Origin of the sequence: Hyalangium versicolor (genome assembly GCF_020103695.1) — a bacterium.
GTDB lineage: Bacteria > Myxococcota > Myxococcia > Myxococcales > Myxococcaceae > Hyalangium > Hyalangium versicolor.
Map to the genome: position 1 here is coordinate 78,841 of NZ_JAHXBF010000009.1, position 14,466 is coordinate 93,306.

A 14,466-nucleotide genomic window follows, 5' to 3' on the forward strand; every position below is an offset into this window, starting at 1 on the left:
CCGGCGGTGCTTCCCCCCGGCTCCCTTGTCCTTGACGGCCGTTTCAGGGTGATCCGTCCGATCGGCTCGGGCGGCATGGGTGAGGTGTACCTGGGCGAGCAGGTCTCGCTCGAGCGCAAGGTGGCCATCAAGGTCCTGCACCAGGATCTCCACCTGCAGCCGGGCATGTCCGAGCGCTTCAAGCGCGAGGCGCGCCTGCTGTCGGCGGTGGAGCACCCGGCGGTGGTGCGCATCATCGACTTCGGCGAGTCCGGGGACGCGGCGTGTCTGGTGATGGAGTTGGTGGAGGGCGACAGCCTCTTCGAGCTGCTCCGGAACGGGCCCCTGGCGCCAGCCCGAGCGCTGACGGTGCTGCACCAGTTGGCGGAGGGCCTGGCGGCGATCCACGACAAGGGGATCATCCACCGGGACATCAAGCCGGAGAACGTGTTCCTCACGCGCACGGCCCGAGGCGAGCAGGCCCGGCTGCTGGACTTCGGTATCGCCCGGCTCATCGAGCCGGAGGCCGACAGCAACGTGAGCCAGGTGGGCGTGGTGCTCGGAACACCGGAGTACCTGAGCCCCGAGCAGGCCATCGGCGCGCGGGTGGATGCGCGCAGCGACCTGTACTGCCTGGGCGTGGTGGCCTACCGGGTGCTCTCGGGACGGCTGCCCTTTGATGGACCGGATCCGCGCCGGTTCATCGCGCAGCATGCGAACGCGGCGCCGCTGCCGCTGGACCGCGCCGCGCCGGGGCTGGCCATCCATCCCTCGCTGGTGGCGCTGGTGATGCGTCTGCTGGAGAAGAATCCGGACAACCGTTTCCAGAATGCACACGCGTTGGCGGATGCACTGGCAGCGGCGGCCACGGGACCGCTCCCGGCGACTGTCACACCTCCAGGGGTGCTGACGCCGACAGGAGGGCCACCCGTCGCGAGCGGCACGGCGGCTTTCGGGGCGGCGCCCGAGGCGGGCAGTGGCACGGCCGGTTTCGGAGACGCCTCCCCAGGAGCAGCGCCCGAGCCTCCTTCCCCTGAGAGCAAGCCCGCGGCCTTCAAGCCGCCATCGATCGCTGTTCCCTGGGACGCCTCTTCCGGTGGCGGAGTGGGCGTCGCGAGCAGCGTGGCACCGGGCGTGGCCTCCTCGCGGCCGCCTCCAGCCGACAGCGGCTCTGCGGCCTTCGATGCGGAGGCTCTGACCCCCTCCGTGCCTCCACCTGCGGGCACGGGGACTGCGGCCTTCGGCACGGCCTCTCCCTCCACCTCTCTGCCGCCTCCTGCTGGAACGGGGACCGCAGCCTTCGGCACGGCGCCTCCGTCCACCTCCCTGCCCCCTCCGGAGGGCACGGGCACAGCGGCCTTCGGCACAGCGCCTCCGAGCACCTCCCTGCCCCCACCCACGGGCAGCGGCACGGCCCTCTTCGGCTTGACGTCGCCCTCCCTTCCGCCCACGCCCTCGGGGGCGGGGCTCGCCGGCAAGCCTCAGAACCTCACGCTGATGCTCACCACCATCCAGGGCTTCGCCGAGCTGACCAGCCGGCAGACGCTCGAGGCACAGCAGAAGATGCTGGAGACGTACGAGCGCCTGCTGCTGCCGCTGCTGCGCGAGTACGACGGAAAGCTGGTGCAGCAGTTGGGAGACTCGCTGCTCGGGGTGTTTGGCTCTCCCACGGGCGCGGTGCTGTGCGGAATGGGGATGCAGGACCGGCTGTGGCGGCACAACCAGGAACAGCCGCCCGAGGCCCAGCTCCACATCCGCATCTGCCTCCACGCGGGCGAAGTGCTGCTCACGCGCGACACGGTGCTCGGCGAACCCATGGAGGTGGTGAAGGCCACGGAGCAGGTGGCCCTCGCGGGTGAGGTGACGTTCACCGAATCCGTGAACCTCGCGCGCAACCGCGCCGAAGTGCAGGCCGAGCCCTGCGGCACGATTCCCCTCCCCGGCCGAGGTGAGTCACTCCAGCTCTACCGCAGCAAGCGACTCGCCACGGAGGGACCACCCTTCGGAGGAAGAGACGCGGGGAGTGCTCCCACGGACAAGCGCCCCATTCTCCCCAAGGGCCTCTCCCTCGAGGCAGCACGCCAGAAGCTCGCGGGGCTCGCGAGCTCGCGGAACGGCCGGAAACTGGGAACGGGAGTGGCCGGAAGCCTGGTCCTGCTCCTGGCAGTGAGCCTGTGGTTGTGGAACCGGAACCCCGAGGTGCAGGCGAGGAGGCTCCTGAAGGACGGCAAGCCCGCCGAGGCCCTCAAACGGCTCGACGCGGTGCCGGCCGAGGACCGGAAGGCCCCGGAGCTCCGCCAGCTCCGCGCGCTGGCGCTGCACGCCCTGAACCGGCACGAGGACGAGCACGAAGTGCTTCAGGCCGAGGCAACCCAGCACAAGGATGTATCGGAGGAGGTGCTGGATCGGCTCGCGGAGGACTTCGGCGCCGACGAGAGTGACAAGGGGCTGCGCAAGCTGCTGGGCACGCTGCCCAAGGACTCGCTGCGCAGCCGCTTCGAGTCCCTGGCCGGGGGAGACGCCTCGCCCAGGCAGTGGGGCGCGCTGCGCTACCTGGAGGCCTCACAGGACACAGGAGGGCTGGACCTGGTGGACCTGTACACGATCGCCCTGGCCTCGGAGGACTGTGGCGTGAGGGCTCGAGCGGCGCGAAGACTCGGGGCGATGGGGAGCCCAGACGCGGTGTCCTCGCTCACGAAGCTCGCGGAGCAGCCGAAGTCCGGTGGGAAGAACTGCGGCCAGGACGAAGCAGCCGCGGCGATCCAGGTGCTCAAGAAGTCCCGCTGACCTCCGGGAGCGGCGGTCCAGGGCGTTACCCCTTCGTGACACACACCGTCACCGGCGCACCAGCGCTGGAAGGAAATAGAGCCCGGCAACCCCCCGTCGTGAGCTGCCAGGCTCCTGATCTTTCCCCGTACCTCATGCCGGCAAGTTACTCCGGCAACAATCCATTCTCTGATCGGGCGGCAAAGAGTTGCGTCGATCAGCCGAAAAGCTTGTGCCCTGGGGCTACTCCCACTATTTCCCCAAGAAATTCAGGAGGATGCGATGCGCGCGGTGGTGCAGCGGGTGCTCGAGGCGTCAGTCACCGTCAACGGAGAAAAGGTGAGCCAGATCGGCCCGGGGCTGCTGGTGCTGCTGGGCGTGGGCAAGACGGACACGGAGGCGGACGTGCCGTGGATGGTGGAGAAGCTGGCCACCCTGCGCATCTTCGAGGACTCCGCCGGGAAGATGAACCTCTCCCTGGAGGACACCCACAAGCAGCTCATCGTGGTGAGCCAGTTCACCCTCTATGGAGACGCGCGCCGCGGCCGCCGCCCCAGCTTCACCGACGCCCTGGAGCCCGTCGCAGCCAAAGCCCTCTACGAGCGCGTCTGCGAGCAACTGCGCGCCCGCGGCCTCACCGTGGGCACCGGCATCTTCGCCGCGGACATGAAGGTGGCCCTCATCAATGACGGGCCCGTCACCCTGCTGCTGGAGACCCCGGCGAGTACGGCCTGAGCCGACTCAGAGGCGGGACTCGAAGTCCTTGGTCACCAGCGACACCAGCGCCGCCTTCTCCTGGGCCGCCTCGCGCACGTGGCCGCAGAGAATCCCCAGTTCATGGATCCAGCTCGGGGCTCGAGGCCCCAGCCCGGAGAACACCACCGCCAGCGGGGGAGGCTGCGAAGCCTTGCCCGCCCACCAAGCCAGCAACTCGGCCCGCTCCGGCAGCGAGGGCAACTTCAGCCGCTCCTGCTCCCGATCCAGCAGCCGCTGCAGCTTGCCCGGCAGGTACGCATTCCACTCCGCCACCAACCGAGCTGGCCGCCAGGACCAGTCCGCGAAGGCGTAGTCCTCACGCGGCAGGTACGCGCCCCGCCCCTGCGTGGAGAAGATCTGATCCGGAGGGAACGGAGGGAGCGGTTCCCACACGCCCCCCATGAAGGACGCCATCCCCAGCACCGGCCGAGGCTTGAGCCGGAACGCATCCCGCGCCGCCCGGGACTCCTTGGGGTTCGCGTAAGGGTAATCCGCTAGCTCCACCATGAGCGCCAGGTGCAGCGCCTCGTCCCAGTCACCCGCGTAGCCGGCCCGGGGGCCCTCGAGCACCCACCCAGCGCCCTCGCGCCACTGCTGGAACACCAGCTTGTCCACCAGCTCGCCCCACCCCTCGGGCTCGAGCGCGCTCGCCCCGCCCGGCGAGGCGTTGGACAACAGTTGCTCGCAGAGGAAGCGGGTGGGCTCGTCTCCGAGCACTCCCAGCATCGCCTCCAGCGCCCCGGGCGCATCGCCCATGGCGTGCGCGAGGAACGGGAGCACCCCTTCCTCGAAGAACCGATCGTGAACAGGTCGAAGGACGATCTCCATGCGCCCTCCCGGTGGGGCCCTGTCTCAGGGCCTGGCGTCTTCTTGAACGATGAGCGCGTGGATGTCCGCGGCGGTGGGGGCCTCGAGAATGGCGGCCCGGAAGCGGGGATTCTTGAAGAGCCGGGAGATTCTCGCCAGGGCCTTGAGGTGCACGCCCGCGCTGTTCTCCGGCGCCACCAGCGCGAAGAAGAGGTGGGTGGGCTTGCCGTCAATCGCCTCGAAGTCCAGCCCCTGGCGGGACACCCCGAAGGTGGCCAGAAGCTGGGTCATCCCCGGCAACTTGCCGTGGGGAATGGCCACGCCCTCGCCAATGCCCGTGGAGCCCAGCTTCTCGCGCTCGCGCAGCACCTCCACCAGCCGCTCTTCCTGGAGCTGGGGGTGGGCGCGTACCAGCGCCGTGCTCAGCTCGCGCAACACCTCGGGCTTGGTGCGCGCCTGCATATCCGCGATGACGGCTTCGGGGCTGAGGAACTCGGAGATTCTCACTGGCGCTCCCGCAATGGCGCTCGACTTCGAGGGGCAATTACTCCTCGATACCTTTTCGCGCAAGGGTCGCCTGCCCGCTGCGTCGCGCTTCTTCACTGGCTTCGCTCACCAGCAAGCAAGGTGGAGGGGGTTACGTTCCTCGACTAGCATTCGGATCCGCGTGTCAGCCCGTCACCTCACCCCCCTCGCCGTGCTCCTGGTGTCCCTTGGCATGTGCGCCTCGGCGCCCGCCCCAGGCACGATGCCCATAAGGCCACCCACCCCTGCCCCGGGCGTGCCTCCCGTGTCCTCGGAGCGGGTGGACTCCCTGCTCGCCAGCCTCCCCCTCGAGGCACGGGTGGGCCAGGTGATGATGGTGGGCTTCATCGGCACCGAGGTGGATGAGGACGTGGAGGAGCTGGTGCGAGGCCACCAGGTGGGGGGCATCTGCCTCTTCAAGCACAACATCGTCGACGCCGAGCAGGTGGCCCGCCTCAACGACGGCCTGCGGCGGCTGCTGGTGGGCCACATCCCCCCCTTCCTCACGCTGGATCAAGAGGGGGGCAACGTGGTGCGGGTCAGGGATCAGGTGGTGGTGCTGCCCAGCAACATGGCCCTGGGAGCCACCCGCTCGGCGGACCTGGCCTATGCGGCAGGTCGGGCCCAGGGACAGGACCTGAGACGGCTGGGCTTCAACATGAACCTGGCACCCGTGCTGGATGTGAACCTGAACCCGCACAACCCCGTGATTGGCGTGCGCTCGTACGGGGACAGCGTGCCGCTGGTCTCCGAGCTGGGCCGCGCCTTCGTCCGGGGGCAGCAGGATGCGGGCCTGGTGACGGTGGCCAAGCACTTCCCCGGGCACGGCGCCACGGACACGGACAGCCACACGGAGCTGCCGGTGATGAATGAGACGCGCGAGGAGGTGCTCGCGCAGATGGAGCCCTTCCGGGACGCCATCCAGGAGGGGCTGGACGGGCTGATGACGGCGCACGTGGCCATCCCCCGCTTCACCGGCAACAACGTGCCGGCCACCCTCAACCCCCAGGTGCTGGACGGGCTGCTGCGCAAGGAGCTGGGCTTCGAGGGCCTGGTGCTCACCGACGAGATGGAGATGGAGGCCATTGCCCGGCGCTACGGCGTGGGCCGGGCCGCCGTGCTGGCGCTGAAGGCCGGCGCGGACATGGTGCTGGTGCCCTGGAGCCGGGAGAAGAAGGTGGAAGTCTACGAGTCCCTGCTCGCCGCCGTGCGCAGCGGGGAGCTGCCCGCCGCGCGCCTGGAGCAGGCCGTGCGCCGCATCCTCACCGCCAAGCTGCGACGCGGCCTCTTCGAGACGCCTCCCGTGCTGGAGGAGCGGCTGGCCACCCCACCGCCTCCGGGCAATGGCGAGGTGGCTCACCTCATCGCCCGGGCCTCCGTCACCCTGCTGCGCACGGATGGGCACCACTTCCCGCTCTCCGGCCAGGAGCGCATCGCCGTCATCACCGCCGAGCCCTCGCTGGGTGACGCCATCCGCGCGCGCGTGCCCCGAGCCACCGTGCTCACCGTGCCCGCCTACCCCTCCGAGGCCCGCCGTGCCGCGCTGCGCCAGAAGGCCCGGCAGGCCGCGCTCGCCGCGGACGTGGTGGTGGTGGGGATGATCAACTCGCGCCAGGTGGACCTCGTCACCATGGCCGCGGCCACCGGCAAGCCCGTACTGGTGGTGTCCATGGGCCTGCCCTATCTGGCGGAGATGGTGGAAGAGGCTCGCGCCGTGCTCGCCGTCTACTCGTATCAGCCCGCGTCCACCTCCGCCGCGGCCGCTGCGCTCTTTGGAGAGATCGGCACACCGGGGCGGCTGCCCGTGCACCTGCGCATGATGACCTTCGGCCACGGATTGGATCCGGTGGGCCAGAAGCGGACGGATGCGCTGCGGGATGCACAAGGCTCTCGCAAGGCCGCGCAGGCCCTGCCGGGCGCCGCACGCTGAGTTGTGCCGCGGCGCTCGCCGGAAGTGCGCGCGATATGTCCTTTCCGGCGTCTCGTTCTTCCTCCTGTCACCGCCGCTGATCGAACGGAGGAAGTCCATGTCGCGCTCACTGCTACTGTCGTCTCTTCTTGTCCTGACCGTGGGATGCGCGGGAGCCGGAAACGGGCTGCGCGCTCACATGGGCCAGAGTTCCAATGAGCCCATGGTGGTCTCCAGCACGTACGTCACGGGCCCCAGCTCCTCGCTCTCGCTGAGGGAGGATGGAATGCGCGGCCGCTTCCGGGATCGGCCCGTGGAGCTCAAGTGGGACTACCAGCAGGTGACGGGCATGTTCGGCACGCAGCCTGCGAAGCTGGAGCTCTCCGAGGGAGATGACACCCGCGCCTCGGGCACGCTGGGCGGGACTCCCGTGGATCTGCTGCTGAAGGATGACGTGATGCTGGCCCGCGTCGGAATGTGCTCCTACTTCATGAGGCGCGTGGAGGGAGGCTACGCTGGCAAGCGCGACTGCTCGACCCCGCTCGAGGAGGAGTTCTACGTGGACTTCCCTCAGAGCCTCCAAGAGCGCCCGCTGGGGCAGATGGCCACGCTGCTCACGCTGACGCTCTTCAGCTACACGGAGAGCTTCTCGCCGACGCTCTCTCCGGCCCGCTTCACCCTGACGCGAGACTTCGCCCGGGGCACGCCAGCCACCTACGGCCGCAGGTGTGGCAGGTAAGGGGTACAGCCTCGGGAGCCTGACCCCCGAGGCACCGCTGCTCCATGCGCTCCGCCTCGACCTTCCGGGAGGCGGAGCGCCGGTGCTTCCACCGCTCGCTACCGAGCGCCCGCGGCCACCGCGGCGGCAGCCTCGGGCTCGTGCGGCTCGATGAGGCCGTACTGCCCGTCCTTGCGGCGGTAGAGCACGGACATCGCGTCGGTCTCCACGTTGTGGAACACGTAGAAATCGTTGTTCATCAGGTTCATCTGCATCACGGCCTCGTCCACCTTCATCGGCTGGACGGTGAGGTGCGTGGTGCGGAGCATGCGCGGCAGGTTCTCCGCGGCCTGCTCGGTGGCCGACTTGGGCGAGGGTGAGGCCTCGGCCTCGACGGGTGCGCCGCCCTCCTCGCCCGGCATCTCGAAGACGGCGTGGCGCACGCGCGTCAGCTGGTTCACCAGGCCCTGACGATGGTGCACGCGCTCACGGCCGTGGTGACTCTTGAGCTTGTCCTTGTAGCGGCGCAACTGCCGCTCGATCTTGTCCATCGCGAGATCAATGGACGCGTACATATCCTCGCTCTTCTCCCGGCCCCTCAACACCCACGAACCCGAGTGAATGGTGATGTCCGCGTGGTGTAGATGGCGTTCGAGAGAGAGCACCACATGCGCTTCACCTGCCCTGTCCAGCAACCGGTTGACTCGATCGACCTTCTCGCGTGCGTACTCCTTGAGGGAATCCGACGCTCCAAACTGGCGGAAGGTGATGTTCATCTGCATGTGTAGCTGCCTCCTCTGTGGGTAGGACGGTGCTCCGTGACAGATCAGAAACGGTCGGGAGCCCAAAAGCAACCCGGCCCCCCGACTGTCCGGTCCAAGGCACTCCCAGGGACTGGGGGTACCCCAGGTCCGACAGGTGGGAAGGGACGCTTATTCCCTGACGAATCCCGAGGGGATTCAGCTACTTCCGTGGGCTCAGGGACTGAGAAAGGAGCGTCACGTGGTGGGTTGGGTCCTACACAGTCCTCCGGGAGCAGGGACTTGCGGATGCCCAGGGCCGCCTGGCCCCTTGGGCGGCCACGACGATCAGAAACTGGACATCTGCAGGCTCGGGGGTGAGGGCTAGGTGGAGGAGGCGAGCGCCGTGCTCTCCGTGCTTCCGCTGCTCGTGGCGCCGTGGCGCTGCTGGAGCTGATCGATCATGCCGAGCAGTTGCTTCAAGGTGTCGAGGATCTTCTGGAGCGGATCCTCGGACTCCTCGGCGGAGGCCGCGTCTTCCGTGGCCTCCGTGCCCGAGGCGGCGCTCGCCTCATCGGTGGAGGTGGACGCATCCGCCGTGGAGCCGCTCGCGTCCGTCTCTCCGGCCTGCTGACTCAGGGCCGTCTCCAGGGTGGAGATCAGCTCCTGGATCGCCTGGCCCAGCTGCTCGAGTTGCTCCCGAGGCCCCGGGCCCCGAGGCCCGTCCACCTGCGCCGCACCGGGGCCGCCCACGCCCTCGAAGCCGCTCTCGCCTCGGAACGAGCGCATCGCCGGGTTGTTGCTCAGGGCCTCCGGGGTGGCCTGAGAGGTCTGCTTCCAGCTGGCGTCGGACGTCTTCGCCTCCGTGCTGGTGGAGCGGTTGAAGTTCACGGAAGAACCGGATGGGAACCTGGAGCCGCCGATGGTGGACATGAGATATCTCCTGATGAGGGGTTGTGGCAGCCGCGAAAACAATCACCGCGACTACCAAAGCGATTCTCGCCCCCGGGAGATGACTGTTGTTGAAGCGCAGATTTCGCTTCATTAAGCCGGCGCGTAATACAAAGAAATGATCTCAAAACAGAGAGGCAATGTCCGGCGCCGAGGGTGATGATGCCCCCTTCCTTCACGGAGCCGTGACATGGCATCAGAGATGGATGAAGTGCTCCAGCACATTCAGGAGCTGAATCGCTCCGCTCGGAAGCCCGGCGAGCTCTCCCGCACGCAGCTCGAGGCCGAGGTGAAGAAGGTCTCGGCGGCCGTCCAGGCGTCGCTCGCGAAGCTGGGTGTCCAGTTGCCGCCCGCGCAGGCCGCGAAGCCCGCGCAGAAGCAGAAGGAGAAGCTCAACGATCAGATGAAGCAGCTCAAATGGGGCTTCATCCGAACCTGAGCGGACGCTCCGTCACGGTGCGACGGAGATCTCGAAGTCGGTGGAGTGGAAGATGCCTCCCTCGCAGGAGGCCACGCCCTCGCACTGGAGTACCTGACCCACCAGGCTTCCGCTCAGCGTCAGCAGATGCTTTGCGACGGGCGTGGCCTGAGGGAGCATGAAGGTGATGTTGCCGCCCTCCTGGGCCGTCTCCAGCGTCGCCGGGGCCCTTCCGTCCTCGCGCAACAGGGTGACGGTGACGGGACCCGGAGTCTCGTCCACGGGCTCCCAGCGGTACGTGTACGTCTGGCCCTGCCGCAGCGTCGCGCCCGAGCCCGCGCCCTGGAACGTGATGTGACGCTTGGTCTTCGCGCCCGAGACGATCAGCGACAGGGCGCTGGTCCCGTCCTGGGACTGGAGGAAGATCCGGGCGTCCTCGATGGGCTCGGCGTCCCAGGCCTCCGGATCGAAGTCGAACCAGGCGCGCGTCTCCTCGCACACCTCGCGTCCGCCAGACTCCGAGATGCCACCGGGCTCCAGCTCCATGGGCTGGCCGTTGAAGGTGGCCGTCACCCCCTCGACGAGCTGGGTGCAGCCATCCGAGGCCTGGGCGAGCTTGAGGGTGAAGCGGTGCGAGCCCGCCGCATCCGGAGTCACCAGCGAGTCGATATCCACGAGCGTGTAGGTGAGCGCGCGGTCGGAGAGATCCGCCAGGGAGACGGGACGGGTCTCAGTGCGGCCACAGCCGGCGAGCAGGCCGAGCGCGGCGAGAGACGGGAGGAGCCGACGGGAACAGGGGGAACGGGTTGAGCGGGACATGCGCCCGCGACCCTATCACTCCCGCGCCAGCCGCTCTTCCAGACGTGCCTTCACCTCGGGCCACTCGGTGTCGATGACGCTGTAGACGGCCGAATCGCGCACCACCCCTCCCCGGATGAGCATGTGGTTGCGCATGATGCCCTCGAACTTCGCGCCGATGCGCTCGATGGCGGCCCGGGAGCGGGCGTTGCGCTTGTCCGTCTTGAACTGCACGCGCATGACGTGGAGCTGCTCGAAGGCGTGCCGGAAGAGGAGGAACTTGCACTCCGTGTTCACGCGCGTGCGCCAGGCCCGCCGCCCCAGCCACGTGTGGCCGATCTCCAGCGTCCGGTCCTTGCGGGAGATCTGCAGGTATCGCGTGGTGCCGAGCGGCTCGCCCGTGTCTCGGCTACGGATGAAGAACGGCTGTTCGGTGCCCTGGCCGGCGGCCTCCAATGCCGAGGCGATGTACGCCTCCACGTCCGCCTGGGTGCTCAGGGTCAGCGTGGTGAACTCGAAGACCTCGGGCGTACAGATGGAGGCCAGCGCCGCGGCATGCTCCATGCGCAGCGGCTCGAGGACGACCGAGCGCCCCTCCAGCGTCACCGGGGGGACGATCAGCGGGATGAGTTCTCTGCGGGGAAGTTCCGTGCTCATGGGCCAAGCGTGCCCACAAGCTGGTCCACCCAACAGGGCCGGTTTTCACAAATCGGATGGACCAGTACCGCACCGAGCCCACTACGAGACCGCGAAAGCCTGCTTCAGCTCACTCCAACCCTCCTGGAGCGCTGGCGGAAACTCCTGGGGCGGCGACTTGTGAGGCCAGCTGTCTGCCAGCTTGTCCGCGGCAAGCTTGCACGCCTCCGAGGTTTTCTGAGGCCGCTTGTAGTCCACAGCCTCATCCACAGGCCCCGCCATGAAGAAGTGGATCCATGTCTCGATGTTCCGCTTGGGGAGGAGCACGCAGATGGACTCGTCCGGTGCACGCGGGGGCAGCCCTGCGGAGGTCAGCGCCTTGTCGAGTTGCTCGTTCCGCTGCCGGAGCGAGTGGACGTCTGCATCGACGAGCACCACGAGCCAGCACCTCATCCGGCTCACACGCTGACGATGCGTGGCGACCTCTTCAGGGTAGCGATTGCGAACATCCTGCTCACCTGCCCCCCTGCCCGCGACGACCGGAAGCAGACGAATCTGTCGTGGGCCAAAGCCTCGCCGCCTGAGCCACCGGAGGATGAAAATCTGGTGCTGCTGGTCTTCCGCAAGCACCACGACCTGCGCGCTATCGCCCATCTTCCCAACCCCGGGCGACGAGTTCCGCAGGCGTCACAGCCGCGCCGGAAGGAGCCTTGAATGGGCTGACTCGGACAGGGCCTCCCGCGATTCGCTCGAACTGAAGCCCCGCACCAGGCGCGAGCAGGTTGATGATCTCCGGATGGTGGGAGATCACGAGCGTCTGAGTACGCTCTTGTTCGCGGAGGGCTAGAAGAAACGGCTGGATTTCCCGGAGCGCCACGAAGTTGTCGGGCTCATCAATGCAGAGCGTCCCGCCTCCCTCCTCGAGCGCGTGAAGCAGCGCATAGAGCCCGATCAGGGCGCGCTGCCCATCGGAGAGCTCCTCGAACGAGTACTCATCCGGGGGCTGGGATTCTGTCCCCCCTTCGCTCCTCTTCCAGAGCGAGCGCAAGGTCCGGATTCCCTCTCCGCTCGACTTGAGGACCAGGCTGTCGAAACCGGCGAAGATTTCTCGCAGGCTGCCGCGCAGGTGCACCACCGCATCGAGGCGCTCCTGCGTGAGCTGCCGGTACCAGGAGGCAAAGTTGGAGAGATCTTCCTCGAGGACGGATTCCTCCTTCTCGCTCCTGCCCATCATCCGTCTTGGATCGATCCGCACCACGAAGAGACGTTCGAGCCAGCGGTGGAACCGCGTAATGCGCTCGTATGAGCCCGAGAGCATGGGCAGCACCGGCTGTGAGGGACTCCTGAGAAACACCACCCCCGGCTCATCTTCCTGATGGAGCTGCACTGCCCCCTGCGGGGTGAGTTCGTACAACGGCCTTCCACTCAGATGCAGCTCTTCCCCCGCAACAACGCTGGTCCCTTGCTGCAGGTCGTGCTCGACCTCCAACCGGTATCGATATTGGGACTGGGCATCCAGCGTAACCTCGACTTCGAACGTCTGCCTCGTCCTTCGCTGCCAGCGCGTCAAGGAGGAGGCGGGAAGGAACTCATCGACCATTCCTCCCCGATGAAGCAGCAACCGAAGCGTGGAGAGCACCTCCAGCACCGTGGATTTGCCAGAGCCATTGCCTCCCATCAGCAAGTGCTCGCGCTCCAGGCGCAGGTCGAAGTTCACCAGGCACTTGTAGTTGTCGACGTAGAGACGGGTGAGCATCGCTCCCTCCAGGACGCCCATGCCACTTCAGCGCACGCACCAGGCGGCACGCTGTCTACCACGTCCCCTTGCCCCACTCCGTCAGAAGTAGCGCTTGCGCTTGCTGCTCGGGAGGATGCCCAGCACCTCGCGGTACTTGGCCACCGTGCGCCGCGCGATCTCCGTGCCCTGCGCCTTCAGCAGCTCCACGATCTTCTGGTCCGACAGCGGATTGCGCGCATCCTCTTGCGACACCAGCTGCTTGATGTGGTGCTTCACCGCCTCGCTCGCCGTGTCCTCTCCAGACACCCGCGCGATCGACGAGTTGAAGAAGTACTTCAGCTCGAAGATGCCCTGCGGTGTGTGCACGTACTTGCTCGTCGTCACGCGCGACACCGTCGACTCGTGCATCCCGATGTCCTCCGCCACGTCCCGCAGAATCAGCGGCTTGAGGTGCGCGATCCCCTTGTCCAGGAAGTCGCGCTGGAACTTGATGATGCTCTCCGTCACCTTGTAGATGGTCCGCTGCCGCTGGTGGATGGAACGAATGAGCCACTGCGCGCTGCGCAGCTTGTCCTGGATGAACTCCTTCGTCTGACCCGGAGACACCGCCCCGTTCTTCAGCGCGTTCCGATACGTCGTCGAGATGCGCAGCTTCGACAGGCCGTCGTCGTTCAGCACCACCGTGTACTCGTCCCCCATCTTGTAGACGAATACATCCGGCGTGATGTACGGCGCGTCATCCCCGCTGAAGTTGCGCCCCGGCTTCGGATCCAGCTTGGGCAACAGCTTCGCCGCCTCCACCACCTCCTCCAAGGTGACCTTCAGCTCCTTGGCGATGGCCGGCAGGTTTTTGCTCTCCAGGTACTTCATGTACCGCTTGATCATCAGCCCCAGCATCGGGGCGCTCTTCTCCTTCAACGCCTGCACCTGGATCAGCAGGCACTCCTGCAGATCGCGCGCGCCGCAGCCCTTCGGATCCAACCCCTGGATGCGCCGCAGCGTCCGCTCCGCCACATGCATCGGCACGTCCGCCTCGTTCGCCAGGCGGATCAGCGGATCTCCCTCCACCTCCGGCAGCTTCAGGTACCCGTCATCATCCAGGTTGCCGATGATGAGCAGGCCCACCCGGCGCTCGGCCTCGTTCATCTTCAGCATGCCGAGCTGCGACTGAAGGTGGTCGAACAGGTCCTCCTTCTTCACCAGGTTGGCCTCGAAGGACGGCATGTCCTCCGTGGCCACGTTGCCCTTGTTGGACGCCGTCGTCTGCTCGCTGAACTGGTAGCTGTTGAGGTACGCCTCCCAGTCGATCTCCGGCGGGTTGTCCGAGTCCCCTTTGAACTCCGGCGTGCTGTCGCCGACGATGGGGGCGTCTGGGTCCCTCGGCACCTCGACGTTGGCCGCCTCCAGCGATGCCTCGCCCGGCTCCTTCTCCGCCACGTCCAGCGGCGCCTGCTCGTCCGGCTGCTCCAGCAGCGGGTTCTGCTCCATCTCCTCCCGCACCTGCTCCAGCAGCTCCATCCTCGATAACTGCAGGAGCTTGATCGCCTGCTGCAGCTGCGGCGTCATCACCAGCTGCTGCGAGAGTTTCAGGCTTTGCTTGAGTTCCATCGCCATGGACTAGGGCTCCCCACCGAGCAGAAACATGGCCTTGACGTGGCACCAATCAAGGACCGTGCCAAACTAGCAAGACCCCCTCCGTTCGTCTAGTGGCCATGATTGTGGCCC

Annotated in this window: 14 protein-coding genes; 5 read left to right on the forward strand and 9 right to left on the reverse strand. The window is 67.3% G+C overall.

Translation table 11 applies throughout. The annotated features are described in order from the left end of the window. The first annotated feature begins 48 nt into the window (after positions 1 to 48). Together KY501_RS19795 and dtd are read left to right on the forward strand one after the other, a co-directional pair. Entirely contained in the window at positions 49 to 2,766 is a 2,718-nt protein-coding gene (locus tag KY501_RS19795; RefSeq protein ID WP_224364764.1) for a protein kinase domain-containing protein, read from the forward strand. A gap of 261 nt (positions 2,767 to 3,027) precedes the next feature. Beyond that, positions 3,028 to 3,480: a D-aminoacyl-tRNA deacylase gene (gene dtd / locus KY501_RS19800; RefSeq protein ID WP_224364765.1), complete on the forward strand. Its 453-nt coding sequence runs from the start codon at positions 3,028 to 3,030 to the stop codon at positions 3,478 to 3,480. A 6-nt stretch (positions 3,481 to 3,486) separates the two neighbouring features. Here the strand turns inward: dtd and KY501_RS19805 are convergent, their stop codons facing one another. Together KY501_RS19805 and KY501_RS19810 are read right to left on the reverse strand one after the other, a co-directional pair. Continuing rightward, on the reverse strand, positions 3,487 to 4,329 hold the full coding sequence (locus tag KY501_RS19805) for a hypothetical protein (protein WP_224364766.1): 843 nt from the start codon (positions 4,327 to 4,329) through the stop codon (positions 3,487 to 3,489). Between the two features lie 24 nt (positions 4,330 to 4,353). Further along, the gene (locus KY501_RS19810; protein WP_224364767.1) at positions 4,354 to 4,815 is read right to left on the reverse strand and encodes a PTS sugar transporter subunit IIA; all 462 of its coding nucleotides are present in this window, start codon (positions 4,813 to 4,815) and stop codon (positions 4,354 to 4,356) included. 283 nt (positions 4,816 to 5,098) lie between these two features. On the opposite strand from KY501_RS19810, the gene nagZ reads away from it, so the two are divergent. Continuing rightward, positions 5,099 to 6,763, forward strand: a complete 1,665-nt coding sequence (nagZ, locus tag KY501_RS19815) for a beta-N-acetylhexosaminidase (RefSeq protein ID WP_224364768.1) — start codon at positions 5,099 to 5,101, stop codon at positions 6,761 to 6,763. 97 nt (positions 6,764 to 6,860) lie between these two features. Continuing rightward, entirely contained in the window at positions 6,861 to 7,481 is a 621-nt protein-coding gene (locus KY501_RS19820) for a hypothetical protein (protein ID WP_224364769.1), read from the forward strand. Between the two features lie 98 nt (positions 7,482 to 7,579). Here the strand turns inward: KY501_RS19820 and hpf are convergent, their stop codons facing one another. Beyond that, positions 7,580 to 8,242: a ribosome hibernation-promoting factor, HPF/YfiA family gene (hpf, locus tag KY501_RS19825; protein WP_224364770.1), complete on the reverse strand. Its 663-nt coding sequence runs from the start codon at positions 8,240 to 8,242 to the stop codon at positions 7,580 to 7,582. 342 nt (positions 8,243 to 8,584) lie between these two features. Then, positions 8,585 to 9,133: a hypothetical protein gene (locus tag KY501_RS19830; RefSeq protein ID WP_224364771.1), complete on the reverse strand. Its 549-nt coding sequence runs from the start codon at positions 9,131 to 9,133 to the stop codon at positions 8,585 to 8,587. A gap of 208 nt (positions 9,134 to 9,341) precedes the next feature. On the opposite strand from KY501_RS19830, the gene KY501_RS19835 reads away from it, so the two are divergent. Continuing rightward, complete coding sequence (locus KY501_RS19835; RefSeq protein WP_224364772.1) at positions 9,342 to 9,590, forward strand: hypothetical protein; 249 nt, start codon at positions 9,342 to 9,344, stop codon at positions 9,588 to 9,590. A 12-nt stretch (positions 9,591 to 9,602) separates the two neighbouring features. On the opposite strand, the gene KY501_RS19840 is transcribed toward KY501_RS19835, so the two are convergent. From KY501_RS19840 to rpoN, 5 genes are all read right to left on the reverse strand, one after another. Continuing rightward, the gene (locus KY501_RS19840; RefSeq protein WP_224364773.1) at positions 9,603 to 10,388 is read right to left on the reverse strand and encodes a GPI anchored serine-threonine rich family protein; all 786 of its coding nucleotides are present in this window, start codon (positions 10,386 to 10,388) and stop codon (positions 9,603 to 9,605) included. Between the two features lie 15 nt (positions 10,389 to 10,403). Beyond that, complete coding sequence (locus KY501_RS19845) at positions 10,404 to 11,024, reverse strand: GNAT family N-acetyltransferase (protein WP_224364774.1); 621 nt, start codon at positions 11,022 to 11,024, stop codon at positions 10,404 to 10,406. Between the two features lie 81 nt (positions 11,025 to 11,105). After that, positions 11,106 to 11,456, reverse strand: a complete 351-nt coding sequence (locus tag KY501_RS19850) for a hypothetical protein (RefSeq protein ID WP_224364775.1) — start codon at positions 11,454 to 11,456, stop codon at positions 11,106 to 11,108. Between the two features lie 190 nt (positions 11,457 to 11,646). Beyond that, positions 11,647 to 12,759 (reverse strand): AAA family ATPase, encoded by a 1,113-nt coding sequence (locus KY501_RS19855; protein WP_224364776.1) that lies wholly within the window; start codon positions 12,757 to 12,759, stop codon positions 11,647 to 11,649. A gap of 81 nt (positions 12,760 to 12,840) precedes the next feature. Beyond that, positions 12,841 to 14,355: an RNA polymerase factor sigma-54 gene (gene rpoN, locus KY501_RS19860; protein ID WP_224364777.1), complete on the reverse strand. Its 1,515-nt coding sequence runs from the start codon at positions 14,353 to 14,355 to the stop codon at positions 12,841 to 12,843. Positions 14,356 to 14,466 lie beyond the last annotated feature (111 nt).

What these genes read in the sequence shown, in the direction of transcription:
- dtd (WP_224364765.1), top strand. Translation starts at nt 3,028, where the DNA reads ATGCGCGCGGTGGTGCAGCGGGTGCTCGAGGCGTCAGTCACCGTCAAC.
- KY501_RS19805 (WP_224364766.1), bottom strand. Translation starts at nt 4,329, where the DNA reads ATGGAGATCGTCCTTCGACCTGTTCACGATCGGTTCTTCGAGGAAGGG.
- KY501_RS19820 (WP_224364769.1), top strand. Translation starts at nt 6,861, where the DNA reads ATGTCGCGCTCACTGCTACTGTCGTCTCTTCTTGTCCTGACCGTGGGA.
- hpf (WP_224364770.1), bottom strand. Translation starts at nt 8,242, where the DNA reads ATGCAGATGAACATCACCTTCCGCCAGTTTGGAGCGTCGGATTCCCTC.
- KY501_RS19830 (WP_224364771.1), bottom strand. Translation starts at nt 9,133, where the DNA reads ATGTCCACCATCGGCGGCTCCAGGTTCCCATCCGGTTCTTCCGTGAAC.
- KY501_RS19835 (WP_224364772.1), top strand. Translation starts at nt 9,342, where the DNA reads ATGGCATCAGAGATGGATGAAGTGCTCCAGCACATTCAGGAGCTGAAT.
- KY501_RS19840 (WP_224364773.1), bottom strand. Translation starts at nt 10,388, where the DNA reads ATGTCCCGCTCAACCCGTTCCCCCTGTTCCCGTCGGCTCCTCCCGTCT.
- KY501_RS19845 (WP_224364774.1), bottom strand. Translation starts at nt 11,024, where the DNA reads ATGAGCACGGAACTTCCCCGCAGAGAACTCATCCCGCTGATCGTCCCC.
- KY501_RS19850 (WP_224364775.1), bottom strand. Translation starts at nt 11,456, where the DNA reads ATGAGGTGCTGGCTCGTGGTGCTCGTCGATGCAGACGTCCACTCGCTC.
- KY501_RS19855 (WP_224364776.1), bottom strand. Translation starts at nt 12,759, where the DNA reads ATGCTCACCCGTCTCTACGTCGACAACTACAAGTGCCTGGTGAACTTC.
- rpoN (WP_224364777.1), bottom strand. Translation starts at nt 14,355, where the DNA reads ATGGCGATGGAACTCAAGCAAAGCCTGAAACTCTCGCAGCAGCTGGTG.